Annotated in this window: 17 protein-coding genes; 11 read left to right on the forward strand and 6 right to left on the reverse strand. The window is 69.1% G+C overall.

Annotated features, from left to right (window positions below):
* The first annotated feature begins 147 nt into the window (after nucleotides 1-147).
* Together HEB94_RS18750 and HEB94_RS18755 are read left to right on the forward strand one after the other, a co-directional pair.
* Complete coding sequence (locus HEB94_RS18750) at nucleotides 148-624, forward strand: 2Fe-2S iron-sulfur cluster-binding protein (RefSeq protein WP_202896424.1); 477 nt, start codon at nucleotides 148-150, stop codon at nucleotides 622-624.
* A 44-nt stretch (nucleotides 625-668) separates the two neighbouring features.
* A complete protein-coding gene (locus HEB94_RS18755) occupies nucleotides 669-3,008 on the forward strand; it encodes a molybdopterin cofactor-binding domain-containing protein (RefSeq protein WP_192751092.1) in 2,340 nt (779 codons plus the stop codon).
* 74 nt (nucleotides 3,009-3,082) lie between these two features.
* Here the strand turns inward: HEB94_RS18755 and HEB94_RS18760 are convergent, their stop codons facing one another.
* The 4 genes from HEB94_RS18760 to HEB94_RS18775 all read right to left on the reverse strand — a co-directional run bounded on the left by HEB94_RS18760 (nucleotide 3,083) and on the right by HEB94_RS18775 (nucleotide 6,047).
* A complete protein-coding gene (locus tag HEB94_RS18760) occupies nucleotides 3,083-3,976 on the reverse strand; it encodes an XdhC family protein (protein WP_192756537.1) in 894 nt (297 codons plus the stop codon).
* A gap of 54 nt (nucleotides 3,977-4,030) precedes the next feature.
* Nucleotides 4,031-5,113 carry an IS630 family transposase gene (locus tag HEB94_RS18765; RefSeq protein WP_202896425.1) on the reverse strand — a complete coding sequence of 361 codons (1,083 nt, stop codon included), beginning with the start codon at nucleotides 5,111-5,113 and terminating at the stop codon, nucleotides 4,031-4,033.
* A gap of 18 nt (nucleotides 5,114-5,131) precedes the next feature.
* Entirely contained in the window at nucleotides 5,132-5,365 is a 234-nt protein-coding gene (locus HEB94_RS18770; protein ID WP_192751094.1) for an XdhC family protein, read from the reverse strand.
* A 112-nt stretch (nucleotides 5,366-5,477) separates the two neighbouring features.
* Nucleotides 5,478-6,047, reverse strand: coding sequence for a winged helix-turn-helix transcriptional regulator (locus HEB94_RS18775; RefSeq protein WP_192751095.1), 570 nt, complete (start codon nucleotides 6,045-6,047; stop codon nucleotides 5,478-5,480).
* Between the two features lie 76 nt (nucleotides 6,048-6,123).
* On the opposite strand from HEB94_RS18775, the gene HEB94_RS18780 reads away from it, so the two are divergent.
* The 5 genes from HEB94_RS18780 to HEB94_RS18800 all read left to right on the forward strand — a co-directional run bounded on the left by HEB94_RS18780 (nucleotide 6,124) and on the right by HEB94_RS18800 (nucleotide 12,020).
* Nucleotides 6,124-6,918 carry an SDR family oxidoreductase gene (locus tag HEB94_RS18780; RefSeq protein ID WP_192751096.1) on the forward strand — a complete coding sequence of 265 codons (795 nt, stop codon included), beginning with the start codon at nucleotides 6,124-6,126 and terminating at the stop codon, nucleotides 6,916-6,918.
* 65 nt (nucleotides 6,919-6,983) lie between these two features.
* Nucleotides 6,984-7,346, forward strand: coding sequence for a nuclear transport factor 2 family protein (locus HEB94_RS18785; RefSeq protein WP_192751097.1), 363 nt, complete (start codon nucleotides 6,984-6,986; stop codon nucleotides 7,344-7,346).
* Nucleotides 7,347-7,378: 32 nt separating this feature from the next.
* Nucleotides 7,379-8,197, forward strand: coding sequence for a sugar nucleotide-binding protein (locus tag HEB94_RS18790; protein ID WP_192751098.1), 819 nt, complete (start codon nucleotides 7,379-7,381; stop codon nucleotides 8,195-8,197).
* A 142-nt stretch (nucleotides 8,198-8,339) separates the two neighbouring features.
* Complete coding sequence (locus tag HEB94_RS18795) at nucleotides 8,340-9,758, forward strand: HNH endonuclease signature motif containing protein (RefSeq protein WP_192751099.1); 1,419 nt, start codon at nucleotides 8,340-8,342, stop codon at nucleotides 9,756-9,758.
* A gap of 252 nt (nucleotides 9,759-10,010) precedes the next feature.
* Nucleotides 10,011-12,020 (forward strand): SMP-30/gluconolactonase/LRE family protein, encoded by a 2,010-nt coding sequence (locus HEB94_RS18800; RefSeq protein WP_192751100.1) that lies wholly within the window; start codon nucleotides 10,011-10,013, stop codon nucleotides 12,018-12,020.
* Nucleotides 12,021-12,053: 33 nt separating this feature from the next.
* Here the strand turns inward: HEB94_RS18800 and HEB94_RS18805 are convergent, their stop codons facing one another.
* Nucleotides 12,054-14,033: an ABC transporter substrate-binding protein gene (locus tag HEB94_RS18805; RefSeq protein ID WP_192751101.1), complete on the reverse strand. Its 1,980-nt coding sequence runs from the start codon at nucleotides 14,031-14,033 to the stop codon at nucleotides 12,054-12,056.
* A 276-nt stretch (nucleotides 14,034-14,309) separates the two neighbouring features.
* Here HEB94_RS18805 and HEB94_RS18810 point away from each other — a divergent pair, with 276 nt between their 5' ends.
* Both HEB94_RS18810 and HEB94_RS18815 read left to right on the forward strand, forming a co-directional pair.
* Nucleotides 14,310-16,289, forward strand: a complete 1,980-nt coding sequence (locus HEB94_RS18810) for an ABC transporter substrate-binding protein (RefSeq protein ID WP_192751102.1) — start codon at nucleotides 14,310-14,312, stop codon at nucleotides 16,287-16,289.
* Nucleotides 16,290-16,390: 101 nt separating this feature from the next.
* Entirely contained in the window at nucleotides 16,391-17,365 is a 975-nt protein-coding gene (locus tag HEB94_RS18815; RefSeq protein ID WP_192751103.1) for a hypothetical protein, read from the forward strand.
* On the opposite strand, the gene HEB94_RS18820 is transcribed toward HEB94_RS18815, so the two are convergent.
* Entirely contained in the window at nucleotides 17,295-18,143 is an 849-nt protein-coding gene (locus HEB94_RS18820) for an alpha/beta fold hydrolase (RefSeq protein WP_192751104.1), read from the reverse strand. The genes HEB94_RS18815 and HEB94_RS18820 overlap by 71 nt on opposite strands.
* Nucleotides 18,144-18,355: 212 nt before the next feature.
* Here HEB94_RS18820 and HEB94_RS18825 point away from each other — a divergent pair, with 212 nt between their 5' ends.
* Together HEB94_RS18825 and HEB94_RS18830 are read left to right on the forward strand one after the other, a co-directional pair.
* On the forward strand, nucleotides 18,356-18,991 hold the full coding sequence (locus HEB94_RS18825) for a WHG domain-containing protein (protein WP_192756538.1): 636 nt from the start codon (nucleotides 18,356-18,358) through the stop codon (nucleotides 18,989-18,991).
* On the forward strand, nucleotides 18,988-20,445 hold the full coding sequence (locus HEB94_RS18830; protein ID WP_202896428.1) for an MFS transporter: 1,458 nt from the start codon (nucleotides 18,988-18,990) through the stop codon (nucleotides 20,443-20,445). Before HEB94_RS18825 ends, HEB94_RS18830 begins: the two co-directional genes overlap by 4 nt.
* Nucleotides 20,446-20,479: the final 34 nt, after the last annotated feature.

Below are 20,479 nucleotides of genomic sequence, written 5' to 3' on the forward strand. Positions count from 1 at the left end.
CCTCTCACCCTTGCAGCCGCTCTGGCCGAACGCCGGTGAACCGCCGTCCGGGTTCGGACAGCCCACCGGTCAGGCGGGATGAACCGATCCGATCCGGGATCCGTGACGGATGTGTCTCGACGGCGTTCGCTTAGCAAGGAGCCGACCGTGCCAACACCGCTGACCCGCACCCTCAACCTCAACAAAGCGAGCCGCACGGTGCAGGTCGCCGACGACGGTGAGCAGCTGCTCTACGTCCTGCGGAACCAGCTGGGCCAACACGGCCCGCGGTTCGGCTGTGGCGTCTCCCAGTGCGGTGCCTGCACCGTTCTCGTCGACGGCCAGATCCGCCGTTCCTGTGTCGCCCCGCTCCGCACGATCCCCGAAGGGGCGAACGTGGAGACGCTCGACGGACTGGGAACGCCGGAGGATCCCCACCCGCTGCAGAAGGCGTTCACCGACGAGCAGGCCGGCCAGTGCGCCTACTGCATCAACGGCATCATCATGGGCGCCCTCGGATGGCTGCGTCAGCGTCAGGCCGCGGGCACCACCACGGCGCCGACCGAGGAGGAGATCGCCGCGTTCCTGTCCGGCGAGGCCCCCGGCTCGACGCTCAACTACCTGTGCCGGTGCGGAGCCCAGTAGCGGATCACCAAGGCGATCCGCTCCGCTGCTGAGGAGATGCTGCCGTGAGAACGAAGGAACTGAGCAGGCGTGGTTTTCTGACGGGAGCCGGTACGCTCGCCGTCGCGTTCAGCTTCGGCCCGAGCATGGTGGGCGTGCCCGCGTCCCAGGCAGCCGCCGCGTCCGGTCCGCCCGGACTGCGCGTGGACGAGGAGGCGGCCGCCGGTTCGCTGGCCTGGCTGGTGCTCCAGCCCGGCCGCGTCGCCATCCACAGCGGGAAGGTCGAGCTCGGCACCGGCGTGCACACGGCCCTGACCCAGATCGTCGTCGAGGAACTCCACCTCGGCGCTCGCGGCGTCACCTACGTGCAGGGCGACACCGAGACGACGCCGGACCAGGGGACCACCGCGGGGAGCAAGACGATCCAGAACGGCGGGCCGCAGCTGCGCGCGGCCGCGGCGACGGCGTTCCAGGCCCTGCTCGACCTCGCCGCCAAGCGGCTGGGCGTCGCCAAGGACCAGCTCGTGGCCCGGGACAGCATCATCACGGTACGGGGCACGAACCGTCGGGTGACCTACGAACAGTTGCTCTCCCGCGCCGACGTCGTGCTCGTCGCCGACGAGGACGTGCCGCTGACCGCTCCCGCCGACTATCGCGTCGTGGGGCAGTCGGTCGCGCGGGCCGACCTGCCCGACAAGATGACCGCTCGCTTCAGCTTCATCCAGGACGTGAAGGTGCCCGGCATGCTGCACGGCCGGGTCGTCCGCCCGAACGGTCGCAACGCCAGTTTCGTCTCGATCACTCCGGAGTCGATGACGCGGGCGCGGGCCATCCCCGGGTTCGTCGACGTCGTACAACGGGGCAACTTCGTCGGCGTCGTGGCGACCACGGAGTTCGCGGCGATCCAGGCGGCCACCCCCGCCACCGGTGTCGAGGTCGTCTGGGCGGACGGGCAGCCCCTCGTACCGCAGGCGTCCTACCCTGAGGCTCTGCGTGACCCGGCCAACCACTACCGGACCACCCAGGAGGAGACGGTCGGGGACGTCGACGCGGCCCTTGCCGGTGCGGCGACGACCCACCAGGCGAGCTACTTCTCGCCGTTCCACATGCACGCCGCGATGGGCCCGTCCTGCTCCATCGCCGACGTCCGCTCGACCCCGGACACGACCGGCATCCAGGTGCGGGTGTGGTCGAGTTCGCAGGGCGTCTTCGCGCTCCGCACCACGCTGGCCAACCTGCTCCAGGTGCCGGCGGACTCGGTGCACGTCATCTACGAGGAGTCGGCCGGCTGCTACGGCCACAACGGTGCCGAGGACGCGGCCGCCGACGCCGCCGTCCTGTCCCAGGCGGTCGGCAAGCCGGTGCGGGTCCAGTGGTCGCGACAGAACGAGCACGGCTGGGAGCCGCTCGGTCCGGCGATGGCCCACGACATGCGCGGCGGCATCACCGGGGGAGAGGTCGTCGCCTGGGAGCACGTCGTGAACACACCGACGCACGGAAGTCGGCCGAACGGCAGCCCGGGGACGGTGCTCGCCGGCATCCTCACCGGGTCGCTGCCCGCGTCGCTGCCGACCTCGGCGGGCAACAGCGGCGGCCGGAATGCGCCTGTCAACTACACCTTTCCCAACCGGCGGCTGATCGCGCACCTCGTCCGTAGCTTCGAGACGGCCGGGCCGACCTCGAACGTTCCGCAGGCACCTCTGCGGTACCGCTTCCCGCGGACGACGGCGTTGCGTTCACTCGGTGGTTTCTCCAACACCTTCGCGAACGAGTCCTTCCTCGACGAACTCGCGGTCGCCGGCGGAGTGGACCCGCTCGAGCTCCGGATCCGGTCCCACGAGGACCCCAGGGCGATCGCCGTCCTGGAGGCCCTCCGCGAGACGTGGGCGGAACGGCCGCGCGGCGGCGACGGCGTGGGCGCGGGTGTCGCCTTCGCCCGCTACGAGACGGAGTTCACCTACGTCGCGACCTACGCCGAGGTGACCGTGGACACCTCGACGGAAGCGATCCGGGTGCGCCGGGTGGTCGTCGCCCACGACTGCGGCCTCGTCATCAACCCTGACGGGATCCGCAACCAGATCGAGGGCAACGTCATCCAGGGCATCGGGCGCACGCTGAAGGAGGAGGTCCAGCTGGACAGCCGTGGCGTGACGAGCGTGGTGTGGCAGCAGAACCAGGCCAACCCGACGCCGCAGTACTCCGTCCTGCGCTTCAGCGAGGTGCCGACGATCGAGTCGATCCTCATCAACCGGCCGGACGAGTCCGCCTGGGGTGCCGGCGAGCCGGCGATCGGGCCCATGGGCGCGGTGATCGGCAACGCGGTGTTCGCGGCTACCGGAGTACGCATCCGGACCCTGCCGATGACGCCGGCCCGGGTGCTCGCCGCTCTCCAGGGCGCACGGTAGCGCGGGTTTCGGTCGCGGTGCGGGCTGGCGATCCTGGCGGTGCCGGCCCGCACCGTTTTCGTCGAGGAGCGGGCTCAGTGACCCGCGGCGGCCCGATGGATCGGGCCGTCGGTGGTCATGAGGGACCTGCCGGTGCCGCCCCACCGGTGCTGGACGAGTTCGGCCGCGATCGACACCGCCGTCTTCTCAGGAGTACGCGCACCGAGATCGAGCCCGATGGGCGAGTGCAGTCGACCGAGCTCCCGCTCCGTCAACCCCGCCTTGCGTAGCTGCGCCAGCCGGTCGACGTGGGTCCTGCGGCTGCCCATGGCGCCGACGTATCCGGCCCGGGTGCGCAGCGCGAGGGTGAGCAGCGGGACGTCGAACTTCGCGTCGTGGGTGAGGACGCAGATCACCGTACGGTCGTCGACCTCGGTCCGGGCGAGATAACGGTGCGGCCAGTCGACCACCACCTCGTCCGCGTCCGGGAACCGCTTGTGGCTGGCGAACCGCGCCCGGGCGTCGCAGACGGTGACGCGGTAGCCGAGAAACCTTCCGATCCGCGCCGCCGCGGCCGCGAAGTCGATCGCGCCGAAGATGAGCATGCGTGGCGGTGCGGCGAGCGAATGGACGAAGACGGTCCGCTCCGTCAGGACACGTTCACCTCGCGGTCCGTACTCTCGCGTTCCACTCACGCCCTGGGCCAGCAGTCCGCGAGCGTCGTCGTCCACCGCCGCGTCGAGCTCGGGACAACCCAGCGAACCGAGCGCACCGGCGGGCCAGACCAGCCTTCGGGCCGGGGACGTGAAGCCGGCACCGATCCCGGTCGCGATGGCGACCGGTACGTCCCTGTCCACCGCGGCGGCGACCTCGGCGAACTCCGGAAAGTACTCCCCGCCCATCGGCTGGACGAACACCTGGAGCCGGCCACCACAGGTGAGGCCGGTCGCGAACGCGTCCTCGTCGGCGATGCCGTAGGCCTCCACCATCGGCACGCCGGTCTCGATGACCCGCAGCGCTAGTGTTGCGTGATTCTGGTCGCGTTATTTCGCGTTGTTGTCGACGAGTTTCTTGACGTTGGTCTGGACGAGGCGGACCTTCGCGAGGATCTCTTCGCTGGTAGCGGTCCAGGCGAACGGCTTCGCGTCGACGTTCCAGGTGTCGATGTAGTCCTTGATCTGCCTGATCAGCACGTTCACCGAGGTGAAGGTGCCGCGGCGGATCGCCTGGCGGGTCAGGATCCCGAACCACGTCTCGACCTGGTTGATCCAGCTCGATCCGACCGGGGTGAAGTGGAACTTGACGTGCGGATTCTCCTCCAGCCAGGCCTCCACCTCCGGCGTGGTGTGAGTGGACAGGTTGTCCAACACCACATGGACCTCTTTGCCCGCATGGGGTTTGACGGCCTTCTTCAAGAAGGCCAGGAAGTTCACCCCGTCCCGGGTCGGCCTGCACTCCCCGACGACCTGGCCGGTGCCCACATCCAGGGCTGCGAACAGGTTCGTGACACCGTGCCGCACGTAGTCGTGGGTGCGTTTCTCGGTGACCCCGAAGTCCAACGGCAGTAGCGGCTGGGTGCGGTCCAACGCCTGGATCTGTGTCTTCTCATCGATGGAGAGCACCACCGCACCACCGGGCGGGTCCAGATACAACCCGACCACGTCGGCGACCTTCTCCGCGAACGCGGGATCCTTGGACAACTTGAACGTGCCATGCCGGTGCGGCGCAAGCCCCTCCTCCCGCCACACCCGAGCCACATAGCCCCACGACACACAGATCCCCTCGACCCGCTTCAGATACCCAGCCAACCCACGGGTCGACCAGTGCGACAGCCCCGTCCCAGCCGGCGGAGAAGTCCTGGTCAACGCCACCACCCGAGCCCGCACCCGCGCAGGAACCTGCACCCGCGGCGCAGCCCGATCACGATCATCCAACCCGGCCACACCATGCTCGGCGTAGCGGCGGACCCACCGATCCACCGTCGGCAACGACACCCCCGCCAACTCCGCGATGTCCTTACGACGCCGCCCTTCCCCATGCCACAACACGATCCGCGCCCGAGTCGCCAGCACAGCCGACACATCCCGACTGTTCACCAACGCCCGCAACTCAGCGTCCTGCTCCACCGAAAGCTCCACACCGAGTCAACGAGCCACAACACGAAAAGTAACGCAACCAGAATCACGCAACACTAGGTCGTAGACGGCGCTCTCGACACAGCCACCGGACACGCTCCCGACCACCTCGCCAGAGCGGGAGACGGCCATCGAGGCGCCAGGTTGCCGTGGCGCGCTGCCGAAGGTGCCCGTGACAGTGGCGATCCCGAAGGTCTCACCGGCCGCGTGCCACTCGACGATCTCGTTCCAGATGTCCCGCATCGCACATCACCCTTCACGGATCTCAGTGGCTCCGACGGCTCGTCGTGGTCGCGGCGAGTGGGTGCTGGCGACACCGACGCGTACGTTCACACGGTTGCCGACACCGAAGGGTTCAGTGCTCGACCGACCGTTTGTGGCCGTCCGATGCGGAGTCCGCGGTACGCCGGACAGTCACGTCGGTCGCGTCGGTCGCGGCCGGAACAGTGTCGGCGTAGCGGGTCCGGAAGCTCTCGCTCGCGGCCGGGCCCGCGGTGAAGACGAAGTTCTCGTTGTCGACCCGACGGCCCGTCGTCCGATCGACGAGGACCGGGTCGACCTCGACGCCGGTCGCGGCGTCCACCAGGACCATGCTGCGCTCGGCGGGATCCAACCGGGAGTTTCCCCAGGCGGCCAGCGCGAGGAGCACCGGGCGAAGCGAACGCCCGAGGTCGGTCAGGACGTACTCGTACCGCACCGGGTTGGTCTGGTAGGGCCGGCGCTCGAGCAGGCCGTTGGTAACCAGAGTCTTCAGGCGGGCGGTCAACATGCTGGAGGAGATCCCCATGTTCTCCTGGAACTGGTCGAAGCGGGTGTAGCCGTCGAACGCGTCATGCAGGATCAGCAGCGTCCACCATTCGCCGACGTAGCCGAGGGCCGTCGACAACGGGCACTCGCGATCCTCCAGTCGGATCCTGCTCACCATGCTTTGACCCCTCCAGTCGTTAGTGCTAACTTCGAAGTCACTAGCTTTCATCTTAGCACCGTCCCTGGAAGGGCGCATGTCTGTCGGCACTGTCGACCAGCCGAAGATCCTCGCGGGGAAGCGGGCGTTGGTCACCGGCGGTACGAAGGGCGCCGGAGCGGCCATCGCCGACCGACTGCGCGAGGAGGGTGCCGTGGTCACCGTCAGTGCCCGCCACTGCCCGCACGGCTATCCCTACCCGGAGCGGTTCGTCGCCGCGGACACGGCCACGGTCGAGGGCGCCGAGGCGGTCGTCGGACGCGTCACGTCCGAAGGAGGTGTCGACATCCTGGTGCACGTCGTGGGTGGATCGGACGCGCCGTCCGGGGGATTCGCCGCCCTCTCGGAGCAGCACTGGATGGACGAACTCAACCTGAACCTGCTCGGTGCGGTTCGCCTCGACCGCGGGATCCTGCCCGGCATGATCAAGGCCGGTGCGGGTTCCGTCGTGCACGTCACCTCGATCCAGCGGCGGATGCCGCTCTACGAAGCAACCCTCGGCTACGCCGCTGCCAAGGCCGCATTGACGGCGTACAGCAAGGGCCTCGCCAACGAGGTCGCACCCCACGGTGTCCGCGTCAACTCGGTCGCGCCCGGCTTCATCCAGACCGCGTCGGCCGACGCGCTGGTCGAACGCATCGCCAAGGGGCAGAGGATCGACACCGACGCGGCTCTCGAGCAGCTCATGGGCTCACTCGGCGGCATCCCGTTGGGAAGGCCCGTTCGTCCTCGCGAGGTTGCCGAGCTCGTCCTCTTCCTCGCCTCCGACCGCTCCTCCGCGATCACCGGCGCCGAGCATGTCATCGACGGCGGCACCGTGCCGACGGTGTGAGCCCACTACGACCTCCGCTCGTCCCGCAAGCACACCTTGCCCCGAACTCACCAGGGAGAACGACCATGACACCTGACCTGACGAACGATCTGACGAACGACGCGGCAGCTCTTCCCGCGGCGGTCGAGACCTACCTCGCCACGCCCAAGGACGAGCTCGGACCGATCCTCGGCGAGGTCTTCGCCGCCGACGCGGTCGTGCACGACGAGGGCAAGACCCATGTCGGCATCGACGCGATCCGTGCCTGGAGCGACGCGGTGGCGGCAGCGTTCTCGTTCACCCGTGAGGTCGTCTCCGGTGTGGTTCGAGGTGGTGCGGTGATCGTACGGGTCGACGTGAAGGGAGACTTCCCCGGCAGCCCGGTCGAGTTGCACCACCACTTCTCCATCGCGGACGGAAAGATCACGGCGCTGACGATCTGTCCCTGAACCGGCGGCCCGATGCTGCTACGTTGCGGGCCGTGAAGACCCTCATCGTCGGCGGTAGCGGCTTCCTCGGCAGCGAGCTCGCGCGACAGTGCGTGGCCCGAGGTGACGAGGTCGCCGCCACCTATATGACTCGGCCGGGCGCGCTCGCGGACGTCGACTGGCGTCCATGCGACGTTCGTCGACGTGAGGGCGTCGCTGCCCTGGTCGCGGCCCTGCGGCCGAGCGTGGTGGTCAACGCGGCGTTCCGTCAGGCCGAGTGGAGGAGCACGGCTGATGGCGCCGCACACGTTGCCCTGGCGGCGGCCGCCACGGGCGCGCGGTTGGTGCACGTGTCCTCCGACGCGGTCTTCTCCGGTGCGGCCGTCCACTACGACGAGACGTCCGCCCCGGATCCGATCACTCCGTACGGCGCCGCCAAGGCCGCGGCGGAGACGGCGGTGCAGGCCATCGCGCCCGACGCGGTGATCGCACGAACCTCGCTGATCGTCGGCGACGGGAGATCAACCCACGAGGTGTTGGTGCACTCCCTCGCCACTGGTCGAATCAGTGGAGTGCTGTTCACGGACGAGATGCGTTGTCCTGTTCACGTTTCTGACCTCGCGACGGCTCTGCTGGAGCTCGCGGCGTCATCGCATGCCGGTGTCCACCACGTCGCGGGCGCCGACGCCGTGAGTCGCTACGACCTGGGACGCCTCATCGCTCGGCGGGACGCCCTCGATCCGGATGGGCTGCCGGCAGGACTGCGGGCCGACAGCGCACTGCCCGGTCCCATCGACGTTCGACTGGACTGCACCATGACGCAAGGCCGCCTGCGTACCAAGCTGCGTGGCGCCCGCCAGTTCCTTGGGTGAGGAGCCTGGTGGAGGACGTCTGCTCGGGACGACCGCAGGTATCCGGTGCCGATCAAGAATTGTTCGAAGAAGTTCACTGACGCGGGCTGAATGCCCTTGTTTTACAGGGGTTGTTGTCGGTGGTCGGGTCTAGGGTTTGGTCATGGACATCGACGCCGGCAGTGCCAGCGGGGGTGCGGGTTTCGCGCATCCGTTGCTGGCTTGGCTTGCCGATGTCGGTGCGGGCATTGACGCGGCTATCGAGTGCCCGACACTGTCGTTGCCGCTGGATCACTACGAAGGGGCGTTGCGGCAGATCGCTGTCTACGAGGCGAAGCTGGCATCTCTTCGGTTGAGGTTGACGCGGCAGGCCGAGCTGAATGAGGTGAAGAAGCTCAGTGGTGCTGCGACCACGGCGGGGTGGGTGCAGCAGGTGACGCGGGTGGGGCGGCGTGAGGCGTCGGTGTCGGTCCGGTTGGCGAAGGCCCTGGATCAGACGCTCCGTTCGACTGGCGAAGCCCTCTCTGACGGCGAGATTTCGTTGGGTCAGGCACAGGTGATCGAACGCGCGATCCGCCGCCTCCCCAACGACGTCGACACCGCCGTAAAGGCGGAAGCGGAGGCGTTCCTCCTGGACAGTGCGCAGGCACTTGATGTCGATGACCTGGACAAGGCGGGCAAGCACTTGTATGAGGTGATCGCCCCGGAGGAAGCCGAACGCCGGATCGGCAAGCAACTGGAAGAGCAGGAACGCCGCGCTCGGGAGAACCGGACGTTGAGCTTCGGGCCGGTGCGCGACGGGATGGGCACCATGTTCACGCGCCTCGACGTCCCCACCCTCGCGATCCTGCAAGCGCTCCTCGACCCCCTCGCTCGCCCGCGTCCCAGCGGTCCTGACGGGCCGGACCTGCGCAGCAGCGAACGCCGTCAGGCAGACGCCTTCGCCGAACTCGTCGCCCTGGCCCAGGCGGCAGCCAGCGCACCTTCCCGCGGCGGCATCAGGCCGCGCCTCACCGTGACGATGAACCACGACGACCTCGTGGCCCGGCTCGGCTACGGCACCCTCAACTCCGTGCTCACCGACTCCGGCCCCACCCACCTGAAAGTGAAAACCTACGGCGACGAGAACGGGAGCGGGAGACAGGAGCTGATCGGCTATCGGATCACGGGGCCGCCGCTGTCAGCCACCCTGGTACGGCAACTGGCCTGTGATGCGGAGATCATCCCCGTGGTGCTTGGTGGTGACGGCGCCGTCCTCGACCTCGGGCGCGGCACCCGCCTGTTCACGTCCTCCCAACGACACGCCCTCGCCGAACGCGACGGCTACTTCTGCCACTTCCCCGACTGCAGACGAGCCGAGAAGTGGACCGAAGCGCATCACATCCGGCACTGGGTAGACGGGGGCGCGACCGACTTGAACAACGGCGTCCTCCTGTGCCAACACCACCACACCGTCATCCACACCCAAGACTGGACCGTGCGGATGGGACCCGACGGGCACCCCGAATACATCCCGCCGCCCTGGGTGGATCCCTACCAGAACGTCATCCGACCCAACGACGCCACCCTGATCCGGCGGTGAACGCCGTGGAGCCGACGGGGCACGCGATCCGGCCGGTCGAGCGGCTCGCCGACGTTGGTCGGCCAGGACGGGGACACCTGTCGACCGGCCCACTGGCCGTTCATGGTCGGGAAGGTCGACGAAGGCTGGCCAAGGAGCCGGTCGCTAGTTACAGTCCGGACCGGAAGCGTCACAGGTTGGACGACGTGACAGAGACGGCGCGCACGCACCCGCACGTGCGTACCCGGGTCGGCAGTGGCTGGAGGCCAACGGATGGTGAAGCCAGAGCTGGGACTCACCAGGCGACGTGTGCTCGCCGCGGCAGCGGCTGGTGCCGTCGCGGCGACCGTTCCTCACCCGGCCGAAGCGGACGACGGATCCGGCGGCAGCCCGCTCTCCGAGTCGCCTTCGGAGCCGACCCCGACACCGGCCTCGAAGGCGACCGCATCGCCTGCCCCGACGCCGGTCGTGACGAGCCTGGGCCCGGCGGTGTTCGGTGCGCCGATCGTCGGCGCGACCGTGGCCGGAAACAGCGCGTTCCTCATCATGCGTGGCCTCGAGCCGGCGACGCTCGCGGAGTACGACCTGAGCACCGGCCGGGTGGTCGTCAACCACGACCTGCCAACCGGTCTCGGGGGAGCTGTCGCGGTCGGTGGTGCGGTGTACGCGGGGATGTACGCCATCGCCGACATCCATCGACTCGATCGGGCGACCGGCCAGGTCGACCACCTCACTCGGCTCGGCAACGAGCAGTACGCGTTCGACCTGGCCGCGTCGCCGGCTGGGCTGATCTACGCGGGAACCTACCCGGGCGGCAAGGTCTACGAGATCGACCCGACCACCGGCGGCACCCGTGATCTCGGCGAGGCTGTTCCGGGCTTGCGCTACGTGCGCTGTGTCGCGGTCGCCGGCGACGGCACGGTGTACGCGGGCACGGGGACCTCCGCCCGTCTGGTCACGATCGATCCGGCGACCGGGGCGGGGGCCCAGATCCTGCCGGCCGCCCTGCACGGTGAGTCCTTCGTCTACGACGTCGCGGTGAGCGACGAGCACATCGTCGCCGGCACTGAGCCGGGTGGCTTCCTGGCGGTCATCGACAGACGTGATCCCTCGCGCTTCCAGGTCGTCGCCACCGGGGGACGGACCATCGACGCGATCACCATCGACGGCGAGACGGCGTACTTCACGGTCCGTCCGACTGGGACGCTGTACGCCTGCCGACTCGACACCGGCGAGCTCACCAGGCTCGCGACGCCGGTCGAAGGTCAGGAGACGCGCGGGGTCTTCGTCCGCGACGGCGTGGTGCACGGAGCGGCCGGCGCCGGAGTGTGGTGGACCCTCGCCGACGGGGCGGTGACGAGCGTCGACCTGGCCGACGTCGGCCTTCGTACGGCGCCCGAACCGCCCCAGTCCCTGTCCAGCGTCGACGGCGGCCGCGTGCTCGTTGGCGGCAACTTCGGTCTCCAGGTGCACGATCTGCTTCGGGGTGGCAGTCACCGGATCGCGGTGGACGGTGAGCCGAAGTCGATGGTGCCGGCACGTGGTCGGACCTGCCTCGCGGTCTACCCAGGTGCGCTCGTCGAGACCTACGACCAGCGTGAGGACAGGGTGGCCCCGCTCGCCACGATCGGCGGCGAGTCCAACCGCCCGCGTGCGATGGTCACCGACCCGGCAGGTCGAGTCCTGCTGGTCGGAACGCGCAACCAGTACGGTCGGTCGGGCGGGGCGCTCGCCGTCGTCGACCCACGTACCGGCCGGGTCGATCGCTACGATGATCTGGTCGCCGACCAGGCCGTCGCCGCGGTCGCGGTGGACGGGCGAACGGTGTACGCCGGAACCGAGATCACCGTGGACGGCGCGCTACCGATCGCCTCCGAGGCCTGCCTCGTGGGCTTCGACCTGACCAGGCGTCAGGTCGAGTGGACGTCGGCGCCGGTGTCCGGCGCGACCGGTTACGTGAGCCTCGTCCACCATGACGGACTGCTGTACGCCGTCACGGTGCAAGGTGTCCTTGTCGTCGTCGATCCGTCCACCCGCGACGTCGTCGGCTCCGCCCGGATCCCGACCGGGCGCCCCGGCTACCTGGGAGTTCGTTCCGGCGTGGTCTACGCGATCACCACCGATGCCCTGCTCCGCGTCGACCCGGACGCTGCGGTGACGCCGGTGGTGTCCGGTCTCGCGGCGGAGTGGTACAACGAGCCGCAGTTCGCGGTTGACGGGCAGACCGGCGACGTCTTCACGGTGCGCGAACGGGATCTGGTTCGCATCCACATCCCGGACTGACGCGCGGCTAGGCCGTGATCCGCAGGACCCGACCTAGCTCTGGATGAAGTACTGCTCCGGATGGCTCGGCCCAGGGGTCTGGATCGTGTAGGTGTCGATCATCTCGGCAGGCACGTTGTGAAAGTGGCTCTTGACGATGCCGTAGCCGTTCGCCTCGAGCCCGACGCCGATGATCTGGAACTGCTCCTTCGCGATGGCGAGGATCTCCTTGATGAGGGTGGCCTGCCGGTCCTGGTCTGTGGTGGCGAGGATCTGGTCGTAGAGAGCCATCTGCCGCCGGTTCGGCTCGAGCGGCTCCTCGCCGGACTTGCCGCGGGTGGCGTACCACTCCGCCCACCGGATGCCGTAGCGGGACCCGGTGGTCTGTGGGAAGAAGTAGAACGGCTCCAGGATGGTGGCGCGCATGTTGAATCCGCCCTGGTCGCCCTGCCAGATCACCACGTCGTGCTCGTTGGCCTCCACCCGTTCCACCCACAGGGCCCGACTGCGCGGCTGCGCCGAGGCGGTGATGCCGACGGCCTTCCAGTACGTCGTGAGCAGTTGCGCGGTGTCCGCCCACTCGGGGCGGAGTTCGGCACTGAACTCGAGGGAGAAGGCGATCGGCTTGCCATCAGGTCGCAGCCGTCGGCCGTTGCCGTCGCGCCGGGCGTAGCCGGCCTCGTCGAGGGTCCTGTTCGCGAGGCTGACGTCGTACTTCGTGTACTGGGTCGCCATCTCCTCGTCGAACAGTTCGGACTCCGGTCGGGGCGCGGCCTGCCAGGGCCGACCCTGCTTCTGGAACGCGGTGTCGATGATCTCCTGCCGGTTGATGGCATGGGACAGCCCGATACGGAAGCTCTTGTTCTGGAAGATCTTCCGCAGCACGGGGTCCTTGTGCGTTTGGTTGAGCTGGATCAACGTGTGGTTCATCGAGCCCGAACGCAGGTTGAAGAAGTCGTAGTCACCCTGGGTACGCCCGCGTGCCAGGACGGGCTTGTTGGTCAGGGAGTTGAAGTGCCGGCAGTGCATGTCGAAGTCGCCGGCGATGGCCTTGGTGACCATCACCTGGACGTCGCTGATCACCTCGAAGGAGACCTGGTCGATGTAGGGAAGCTGGCGCCCGTCCGGATCGACCTTCCAGTAGTACGGATTGCGTTCGGCGACCGCTCGGGTACCGCCGTTGGCGGGACGGGTGAACTTCCAGGCGGACAGCACGGGAAGGTCGACGTTGAGCAGCGGGTCGGCCTTCGTGCCGAACAGCGCGGCCCAGTCCTCCAGCCGTTCCGCCTTGGCCTGTTCGGCCACGTCGGGGCTGTACTTCAGGTGGAACCGCTGCAGGTAGTGACGTGGGTACCCGATGAGGTACTGACCGAGGTCGGTGCACTGCCGCTGCAGGAAGAGTCCGTCCGGCCGGTCGAGCGCGATCCGTACCGTGAGATCGTCGACTCGCTCGGCGTGCCCCGGCCACGGTGCCACGGGGAAGAGTTCGGTGTTGTTGAGGACGTCGTTCTGTGCGAAGACGATGTCGTCCGCGGTGAAGGGCTTCCCGTCGGACCACTTGATGCCCTCGCGGAGGACGAAGGTGTACTCCGTGCCGTCAGCGTTGGCCTCGAAGCGTCCCGCGAGGTTGGGAAGCATCTGCTTCCACTCGAGGTCCCAGCGCAGCAGATAGTCGTAGGAAAGGATCCGTCTGGCCCACGACGAGTCGGCGCTGCCCTGCAGGGCCGTGTGCCACTCCCCGCCGTACTGGCCGGCGCGATCGACGGGTTCGACGACGACTGGCTTTGCGGGCAGCCGATCCTTCAACGCGGGCAGCTTCCCGTTCTTGACCTGGCTGGCCAGCTTCGGCGACTCGACAGCGGCGGCGTCGGCACCGCCGCCAGCGCCGCCGTCACCGGTCTGGCCGCGGCCCTGCGGATCGGTGGAGAGGAGGTCGCAGCCGGGTACGCCAAGCGCGAGCAGTCCCAACGCGCCTCCCGCGCGGAGGAAGTTCTTACGCGAGATGCCGCGACCGTCCGCGTTCCGAGTTGCCATCGTGTCTCCTGACGGCTTCGCCAGTGGAGGATCCACGGTGACACTGGTGTGTGGAGGAGGTAAAGACAGCATCCGGTGCCGGCCAGCCTGACCGCGTGGGGAACCCGCCGTCCTGAACAACACGACCGAACGTTCGACGACCACCTTTACCCAGACGCTTGACATCCGGTCAGGTCCTGATGAGTCTGTGGCGATCCAACGTTGGAATGGCGTCCTCTGCTGGTGCGCCTCGAACGAGACAAGGCCGTCGCGGCCGGATCATGGAGATGGATGTCCATGGGAGACCAGAAACGGAACTTCTCGAGGCGCGATCTGTTCCGGTCCGCCGGCGGTGCGGTGCTCGCCACGACGTCGTTGGCAGGTTGCGACCTGCTGAGCACCGATCCGACGACCAACAAGAGCAATGGCCGACCGGCCGGAAAGAAGGGACTGGAGGCGCCGAGTCTTGCCGCTGCGGTGAAGGCGGGCACGTTGCCGGCACTCAAGGATCGGCTGCCCGCGCAGCCACTCATACTCAAACCCGCGCAGGAGATCGGCACGTACGGCGGCACCTGGCGGACGTTCATCCAGGGGATCGACGGGTCGTCGGTCTATGAGAACATCGGGTACGACGGCCTGGTGCGGTGGGCTCCTGACTTCTCCGGTGTGATTCCCAACGTCGTGTCGTGGGACGTCGGCGCCGACGGGCGTGAATACACGTTCCATCTGCGCAAGGGAATGAAGTGGTCCGACGGCAAACCCTTCACCGCGGACGACATCGCGTTCGCCTACGTGGACGTCCTCAGTAACGACGAGCTCTTCCCGGTCTTTCCTGAGTGGCTCGCGCCGGGTGGGACGCCCGCACGCTTCGCCAAGGTGGACGAGGTCACCTGCACGTTCACCTTCGCGGAGCCTCACGCGTTCTTCCTGGAACGGCTCGCGAGCCCGGAAGGCAACATCCTCGCCGCGTCGCCCAAGCACTACCTGCAACGCTTCCACAAGAAGTACAACCCGGACGTCGCCACCCTGGTCAAGGAGGCGAAGGTCGCCGAGTGGATCCAGCTGTACTTCGGCAAGGGTGGCGACGGCACCTCGGGCCTCGCGATCTGGCAGAACCCGGAGCTGCCGGTCCTGCTGCCCTGGGTCGTCGTCACGCCGTTGACGAAGGACCGGCTGGTCGCCAAGCGCAATCCGTACTACTGGAAGATGGATCCCGACGGGAGTCAGCTGCCCTACCTCGACGAGGTGGTCATCGACATCGTCGCGAGTCCGGAGACCGCGACGCTGCGGGTGAGCAACGGTGACTTCACCCTTCCCTCCACCGACGTGCTGATCCCCGCCAACAAGCCCATCTTCGCGCGCAACGCCGAGCAGGGTCGCTATCGGTTGATCGACCAGATGACCTCCGACATCAACAACGGGGTCGTCTGCCTCAACCTGACGCACAAGAACCGCGCGGTGCGCGAACTCTTCCAGAACAAGGACTTCCGGATCGGCCTCTCCTACGCCATCAACCGTGCCGAGCTCATCAAGGCGGTCCACCAGCGGCAGGGTGAGCCGTACCAGTCCGCGCCGCGACCGGAGTCGGACTGGTACGAGGAGACACTCGCCAAGCAGCACACGAAGTACGACGTCGCGGAGGCCAACCGCCGGCTCGACCGGGCCGGCCTGACCCGGCGCGACGCGGCTGGCTGGCGGCTGCGTCCGGACGGCAACCGGGTCGCGTTCACCGTCGAGCTTCCGACCGGCTTCGACCCCACCTACCCGGCGACCGCGGAACTGATCCAGACGTACTGGAAGGCGGTCGGCATCGAGATGCGGGTCCAGTCGCAGGGCGGCCCGCTGTTCTGGGAACGGCTCTTCGCCAACCAGTGCGACGCGGTCCTCTACAGCGCGGAGAACGGCCTGCGCGACGCCATCCTGGACCCGGGTTGGTTCTTTCCGGTGGGCGGGCGTTGCTACTACGCCCGTCTGTGGGCCGACTGGTACGCCAGCGGAGGCAAGACCGGCGAGGCTCCTCCGCCCGCGCCGCGCCGGCAGATGCAGTTGTACGACACGATCAAGACCACTGCGGACGAGGCCGAGCGCAACCGTCTCTTCGCCGAGATCCTGCGCATCTCGCGCGAGGAGTTCTACACGATCGGGACGGTCCTCATCGCCGGCCGCTACTCCATCGTGCAGGACAACTTCCGCAACGTTCCCGAGCCGATTCCGGAGGGATCGCTGTATCCGGACCCGGCGCCGGTCGGCCCCGAGCAGTTCTACGTCAGGAGCTGAGTCCGGCGTATGCCGATCGGCTGAGCGGAGCGGCGTTCGGGCGCACCGATCTCGGCCGTTCGGCAGATCTCGCCGTCCCCGCGATCCACGACGCTCGGGGTATGACGCGCAGAGACGGTCAGTCGACGTGGTTGCCCCTTCTCGCGGCGGGCTGGGCCGCGGCGTACGGAGTGGTCCGGACCTGGTGGGCACTCGGTCATGCGCCGCGCTTCGGCGACTATCCCGCGGAGTCGTTCGTCCCGGGCGCCTGGACTCCCGTCGTCCTTGCCGTGGCGGGAGTGGTCGCCGGCGCGCTCATCGGCGCGGGGACGAGGCGGCAGTGGGGAGCCGGCGTCCGCTGGGCGCTCGCCGCTCTCGGCTGGTTCGCCGGTGCCGGACTGGTGCTGTACTCGTTCATGTTCGCGCTGAACGTCGCGGGCCTGCTCTTCGGTGAGGGCTTCGCCGGCGTCGGGCTGACGGCGCGGGGGAGTGGCGTGGTCGGTGGGATCCTCGTCGCGGCGGCCGCGGCCGCGGAGTTACGCCGCGCCAGGAACGGTTGCGCGCACTGCGGTCGCGTTCATGGGCGTACGCCGGAGCGGCGGAGCGATCCCTCGCCCGGGTGGGCGTACGTGGCGGCGTACCTCACCGTCGGGGGCTGCTTCGCGCGCGTCGGTGCCCAGGTGCTCCTCGGGTTCGAGGACTGGGACGCCACGTTCGTCGTCTTCGTCGTCGGGATGGTGCTCGCCGGTACGCTCCTGCCCCTCGCACTGGTGCACCGATGGGGGCGGATCTGGCCGCGGTGGGTCGTGCCGTTCGCCGGCCGCGCGGTGCCGCGCTGGGTCGTGCTCGTCCCGGCATGGTTCATGGGCGCGGGCCTGACCGGCTACTTCGGGATCGCCCGCGTCGGGTCGATGGTGGGGGACGGCCTCGGCGGCGCCTACCCGGTCTGGTGGGAACTCGCGGCGATCGGCGGCTACGTGGTCTGGGGGATCGGCCTGCTGGTCGCGTCGATGTCGTACTTCGTCCTCACGAAACCAGCGTGCCCCGTTGGGCGAGGATCTCGTGTACCCGTGCCGCCGTCGCTCGTGGGTGGGTGAGGAACCCGGCGTGTGATCCCGGGAAGTCGACGGCCGGCAGGTCCAGCGCCCGAGCGAGCGCGATCGCGCACTGGTGGCCCATGCCGTCCGGTGAGGTCGTACTGCACCCCGGAACTACCTTCGCCCGTTCCGCGGCGATCGCGTCCAGGTCGAGGAGGTGGCGATGTGACTGGGGCGCGTGGCTGCCCAGGAAGATCGGTGTGTTGTTCTCGTCGCGCTGCGAGGGCTCGGGCCTGGGCGCGTCCGGTTCCCACTCGTCGAACCTCATGCCGGCGAAGTCCTGGAACCTCGCCATGGCGAGGGCCGGACCCTGTTGCTCGAAGAGCGTGGCGACATCGGACAGGATCCGTTGGAGTTGCTCGCGTTCGGCGGCTGGAAGCACCTGGACGACGGGAGCTTCGTGCGCGATCAGGGTGCGTATCTGGTCGGGGTGTTTGGCCAGCAGGTCCAGCCCGATGAAGCCGCCGAAGCTGAATCCGAGGATGTGAGCCGCTTCGGAGGTCACCGTGCTCAGGAGGCGGTGCAGGTCGTCGGTGTGATCGGTCAGGTCGTACTCCGCGTCGGGATCGTCGAGCACGCTGCGGGACAACCCGCGCCGGTCGTAGGTGATCACGGTGTGCCGGTCCGTCAGGTGCGCGACGAGGCCGCTCGTGGCGTCGGCGTCACCGTCGCCGGCCGGCACCACCAGCAGGGGCGGACCGGCTCCCTGCAGGCGGTAGAAGAGGGTCGCGCCCGGGACGGTCAGGGTGTGTTCGGAACGTTCGGAGTGGGTGCTCATGCCGGGGCCCGTACTTCCGCAGTGACTGGCAACTCCACCGTAACCCGGCCTGTCCCGACCCCCGGTAGACACTGTCTACGGAGCTGCGGTAGACAGTGTCTATTGCCCCTTCCGTCCCACCAGAGGACTCCGCGCCGGGTGAGGAGTCTGCGCCGGCTGAGAGTCCAGCGCGCCCGGAAAGCTCCCTTCGCGAACGCCTGGTCGACGTCGGGGTGGACCTCGTGACGACCGAGGGGACCGCCTCGATCGGCCTCCGGGAGATCGCCCGCCGGGCGGGGGTCTCCCACGGGGCCCCACGCCGGTACTTCCCGACCCACCACGCCCTGCTCTCCGCGATCGCCCATCGGGGGTTCGCCGACCTGCGGGAACGCTTCACGGTGGCGCTCGCCGGCGCGACCTCGGCGCGGGACCAGGTACGAGCGCTCGCGCGGGCCTACGTCGGCTACGCCCTGGAGAACCGCGGCATGTTCGAGCTGATGTTCCGCCACGACCTGCTCGACAGCGAGAGGCACCCCTCCGACCGGCCGCGGCTTCGGGAGTCGACGCTCCCGATGTTCGAGGTCACGGTCGGGCTCGTCGTCCGCTGCCGGGAGGAGCGGGACGCCACGACCGGCGCTGGCCCGAGGTCCCGCGACGCCGACGCCGACGACGACCCGCCGGCCGCCGTGAGCGCCGCCGCCCTGTGGGCCAACCTGCATGGCGTCGCCCAGCTGTGGAACTGGGGCAGCCTGCAACTCGCCCTTGACGTGGGACCTGACGACGGTACGGCCGGGCGCGAGCCACTGGAGGAGCTCGACCAGATCATCGCGGCGGTGCTGGACGCCCACCTCGGCCGGGCGACCCGGTGAGCGGGGCGGTCCTCGCGCCCGACGGCGTACGTCTGCGTCTCGCGCTCCTGGTCAGCGTGGCCGGGGCGATGATCGTCGCGCTGGACGGCACCGTGCTGTTGGTGGCGCAGCCCAGTCTGGGACACGAACTCGGCGCGAGCGTCGCGCAGGTCCAGTGGACGAGCACCAGCTACCTGCTCGCGGTGGCCGCGCTTCTCGTCGTCGCCGGACGCCTGGGCGACCGGTACGGCCACCCGCGGATGCTCTTCGTCGGCGTACTCGGCTTCGCCGCCGCCTCCGCGGGTATCGCCCTCGCGCCCGGAGTCCGCTGGGTGATCGCTTTGCGCGCCGTCCAGGGCGTGTTCGGCGCGCTCCTTCAGCCGGCGACGCTCGCGCTGCTCCGGTTGACGTATCCGGCGAACCGGCTCGCGGGGCCGATCGCCGTCCGGACTAGCGCCATCGGGCTCGCCGGCGCGGCCGGTCCGGTGCTCGGTGGCGTGCTCGTCGCGCACCTCGGATGGCGCGCGGTGTTCGTCGTCAACGTGCCGGTGGCACTCGCCATCGCCGCGATCACCCGCGCCGTGCGGGCGCCCTCGGTGCCGGGTCCGGGGTCGCGGCGGCTCGACGTCACCGGCGCGGCACTCCTCGCGATCATGCTCGGGGCCCTCGTCCACACCCTGGTCGGCGTACCGGCGCACGGGTGGGTCGGCGCGCCGACGCTGCTCGGGCTGGTCGTTGTCGTGGCCGTCGCGGTGGTGCTGGTCGGGCACGAACGCCGTACGCCGGACCCGATCGTGCCCGCCGTCGTCGCCCGGTCCGTACCGGTGACGGCATCGATGGCGATCCTGCTCCTCGCGAGCGGCGGGATGTTCGGCGCGCTCTTCGTGGCGAACTTCTTCCTCCAGGACGTCCTCCGGCTCGACCCGCTGGCTACCGGGCTGCGGGTGCTTCCCCTGACCCTCCTCATGGTGCTCGGCGCGCCGCTCGCCGGTGCCGCGCTGCGCTGGTTCGGCCCACGCGGGGTCGCGGTCGTGGGCACGCTCCTCGTCGCGCTCGGCATCGTCGGCCTGGCCGTCCTGTCCACCCTCGGGCCGACCGGCCCGTGGTGGGTCGGCGCAGCGACCTTCGCCGTCCTCGGTGCGGGGTTCGCGACCGTCATGGTCACCGCCACCGGAAACGTCGTCGGTGACGCGTCACCCGGATACGCCGGGGTCGTCGGTGGGCTCAAGCAGACGGCGATGAATCTCGGACCGACCCTCGGCATCGCCGTCGCCGCCAGCGTGCTGCTGCTGGGATCCTCGCGTGGGGGTCCGCCCGGTTCGGGCGCGGTCGAGCCGGGTGGTGTCGTGGGAACCGGCGGCGTCGTGGGAACCGGCGCGGGGATGGGTCCGACCCTGCTGGTGCTGGCCGGACTCGCCGCGCTCGCGTTGGTCCCGGCGGCGCTGCTCCCCTCGCCGGACCGGAGCACACCCTAGGGCGATCCCGACCGCGATATCGGGGACTTCCCGC

This window comes from Actinopolymorpha pittospori (genome assembly GCF_014873875.1).
GTDB classification, from domain to species: domain Bacteria; phylum Actinomycetota; class Actinomycetes; order Propionibacteriales; family Actinopolymorphaceae; genus Actinopolymorpha; species Actinopolymorpha pittospori.

What these genes read in the sequence shown, in the direction of transcription:
- HEB94_RS18775 (WP_192751095.1), bottom strand. Translation starts at nt 6,047, where the DNA reads ATGGTGAGCAGGATCCGACTGGAGGATCGCGAGTGCCCGTTGTCGACG.
- HEB94_RS18780 (WP_192751096.1), top strand. Translation starts at nt 6,124, where the DNA reads ATGTCTGTCGGCACTGTCGACCAGCCGAAGATCCTCGCGGGGAAGCGG.
- HEB94_RS18795 (WP_192751099.1), top strand. Translation starts at nt 8,340, where the DNA reads ATGGACATCGACGCCGGCAGTGCCAGCGGGGGTGCGGGTTTCGCGCAT.
- HEB94_RS18760 (WP_192756537.1), bottom strand. Translation starts at nt 3,976, where the DNA reads ATGGTGGAGGCCTACGGCATCGCCGACGAGGACGCGTTCGCGACCGGC.
- HEB94_RS18820 (WP_192751104.1), bottom strand. Translation starts at nt 18,143, where the DNA reads ATGAGCACCCACTCCGAACGTTCCGAACACACCCTGACCGTCCCGGGC.
- HEB94_RS18805 (WP_192751101.1), bottom strand. Translation starts at nt 14,033, where the DNA reads ATGGCAACTCGGAACGCGGACGGTCGCGGCATCTCGCGTAAGAACTTC.
- HEB94_RS18815 (WP_192751103.1), top strand. Translation starts at nt 16,391, where the DNA reads ATGACGCGCAGAGACGGTCAGTCGACGTGGTTGCCCCTTCTCGCGGCG.
- HEB94_RS18785 (WP_192751097.1), top strand. Translation starts at nt 6,984, where the DNA reads ATGACACCTGACCTGACGAACGATCTGACGAACGACGCGGCAGCTCTT.
- HEB94_RS18770 (WP_192751094.1), bottom strand. Translation starts at nt 5,365, where the DNA reads ATGCGGGACATCTGGAACGAGATCGTCGAGTGGCACGCGGCCGGTGAG.
- HEB94_RS18800 (WP_192751100.1), top strand. Translation starts at nt 10,011, where the DNA reads ATGGTGAAGCCAGAGCTGGGACTCACCAGGCGACGTGTGCTCGCCGCG.
- HEB94_RS18810 (WP_192751102.1), top strand. Translation starts at nt 14,310, where the DNA reads ATGGGAGACCAGAAACGGAACTTCTCGAGGCGCGATCTGTTCCGGTCC.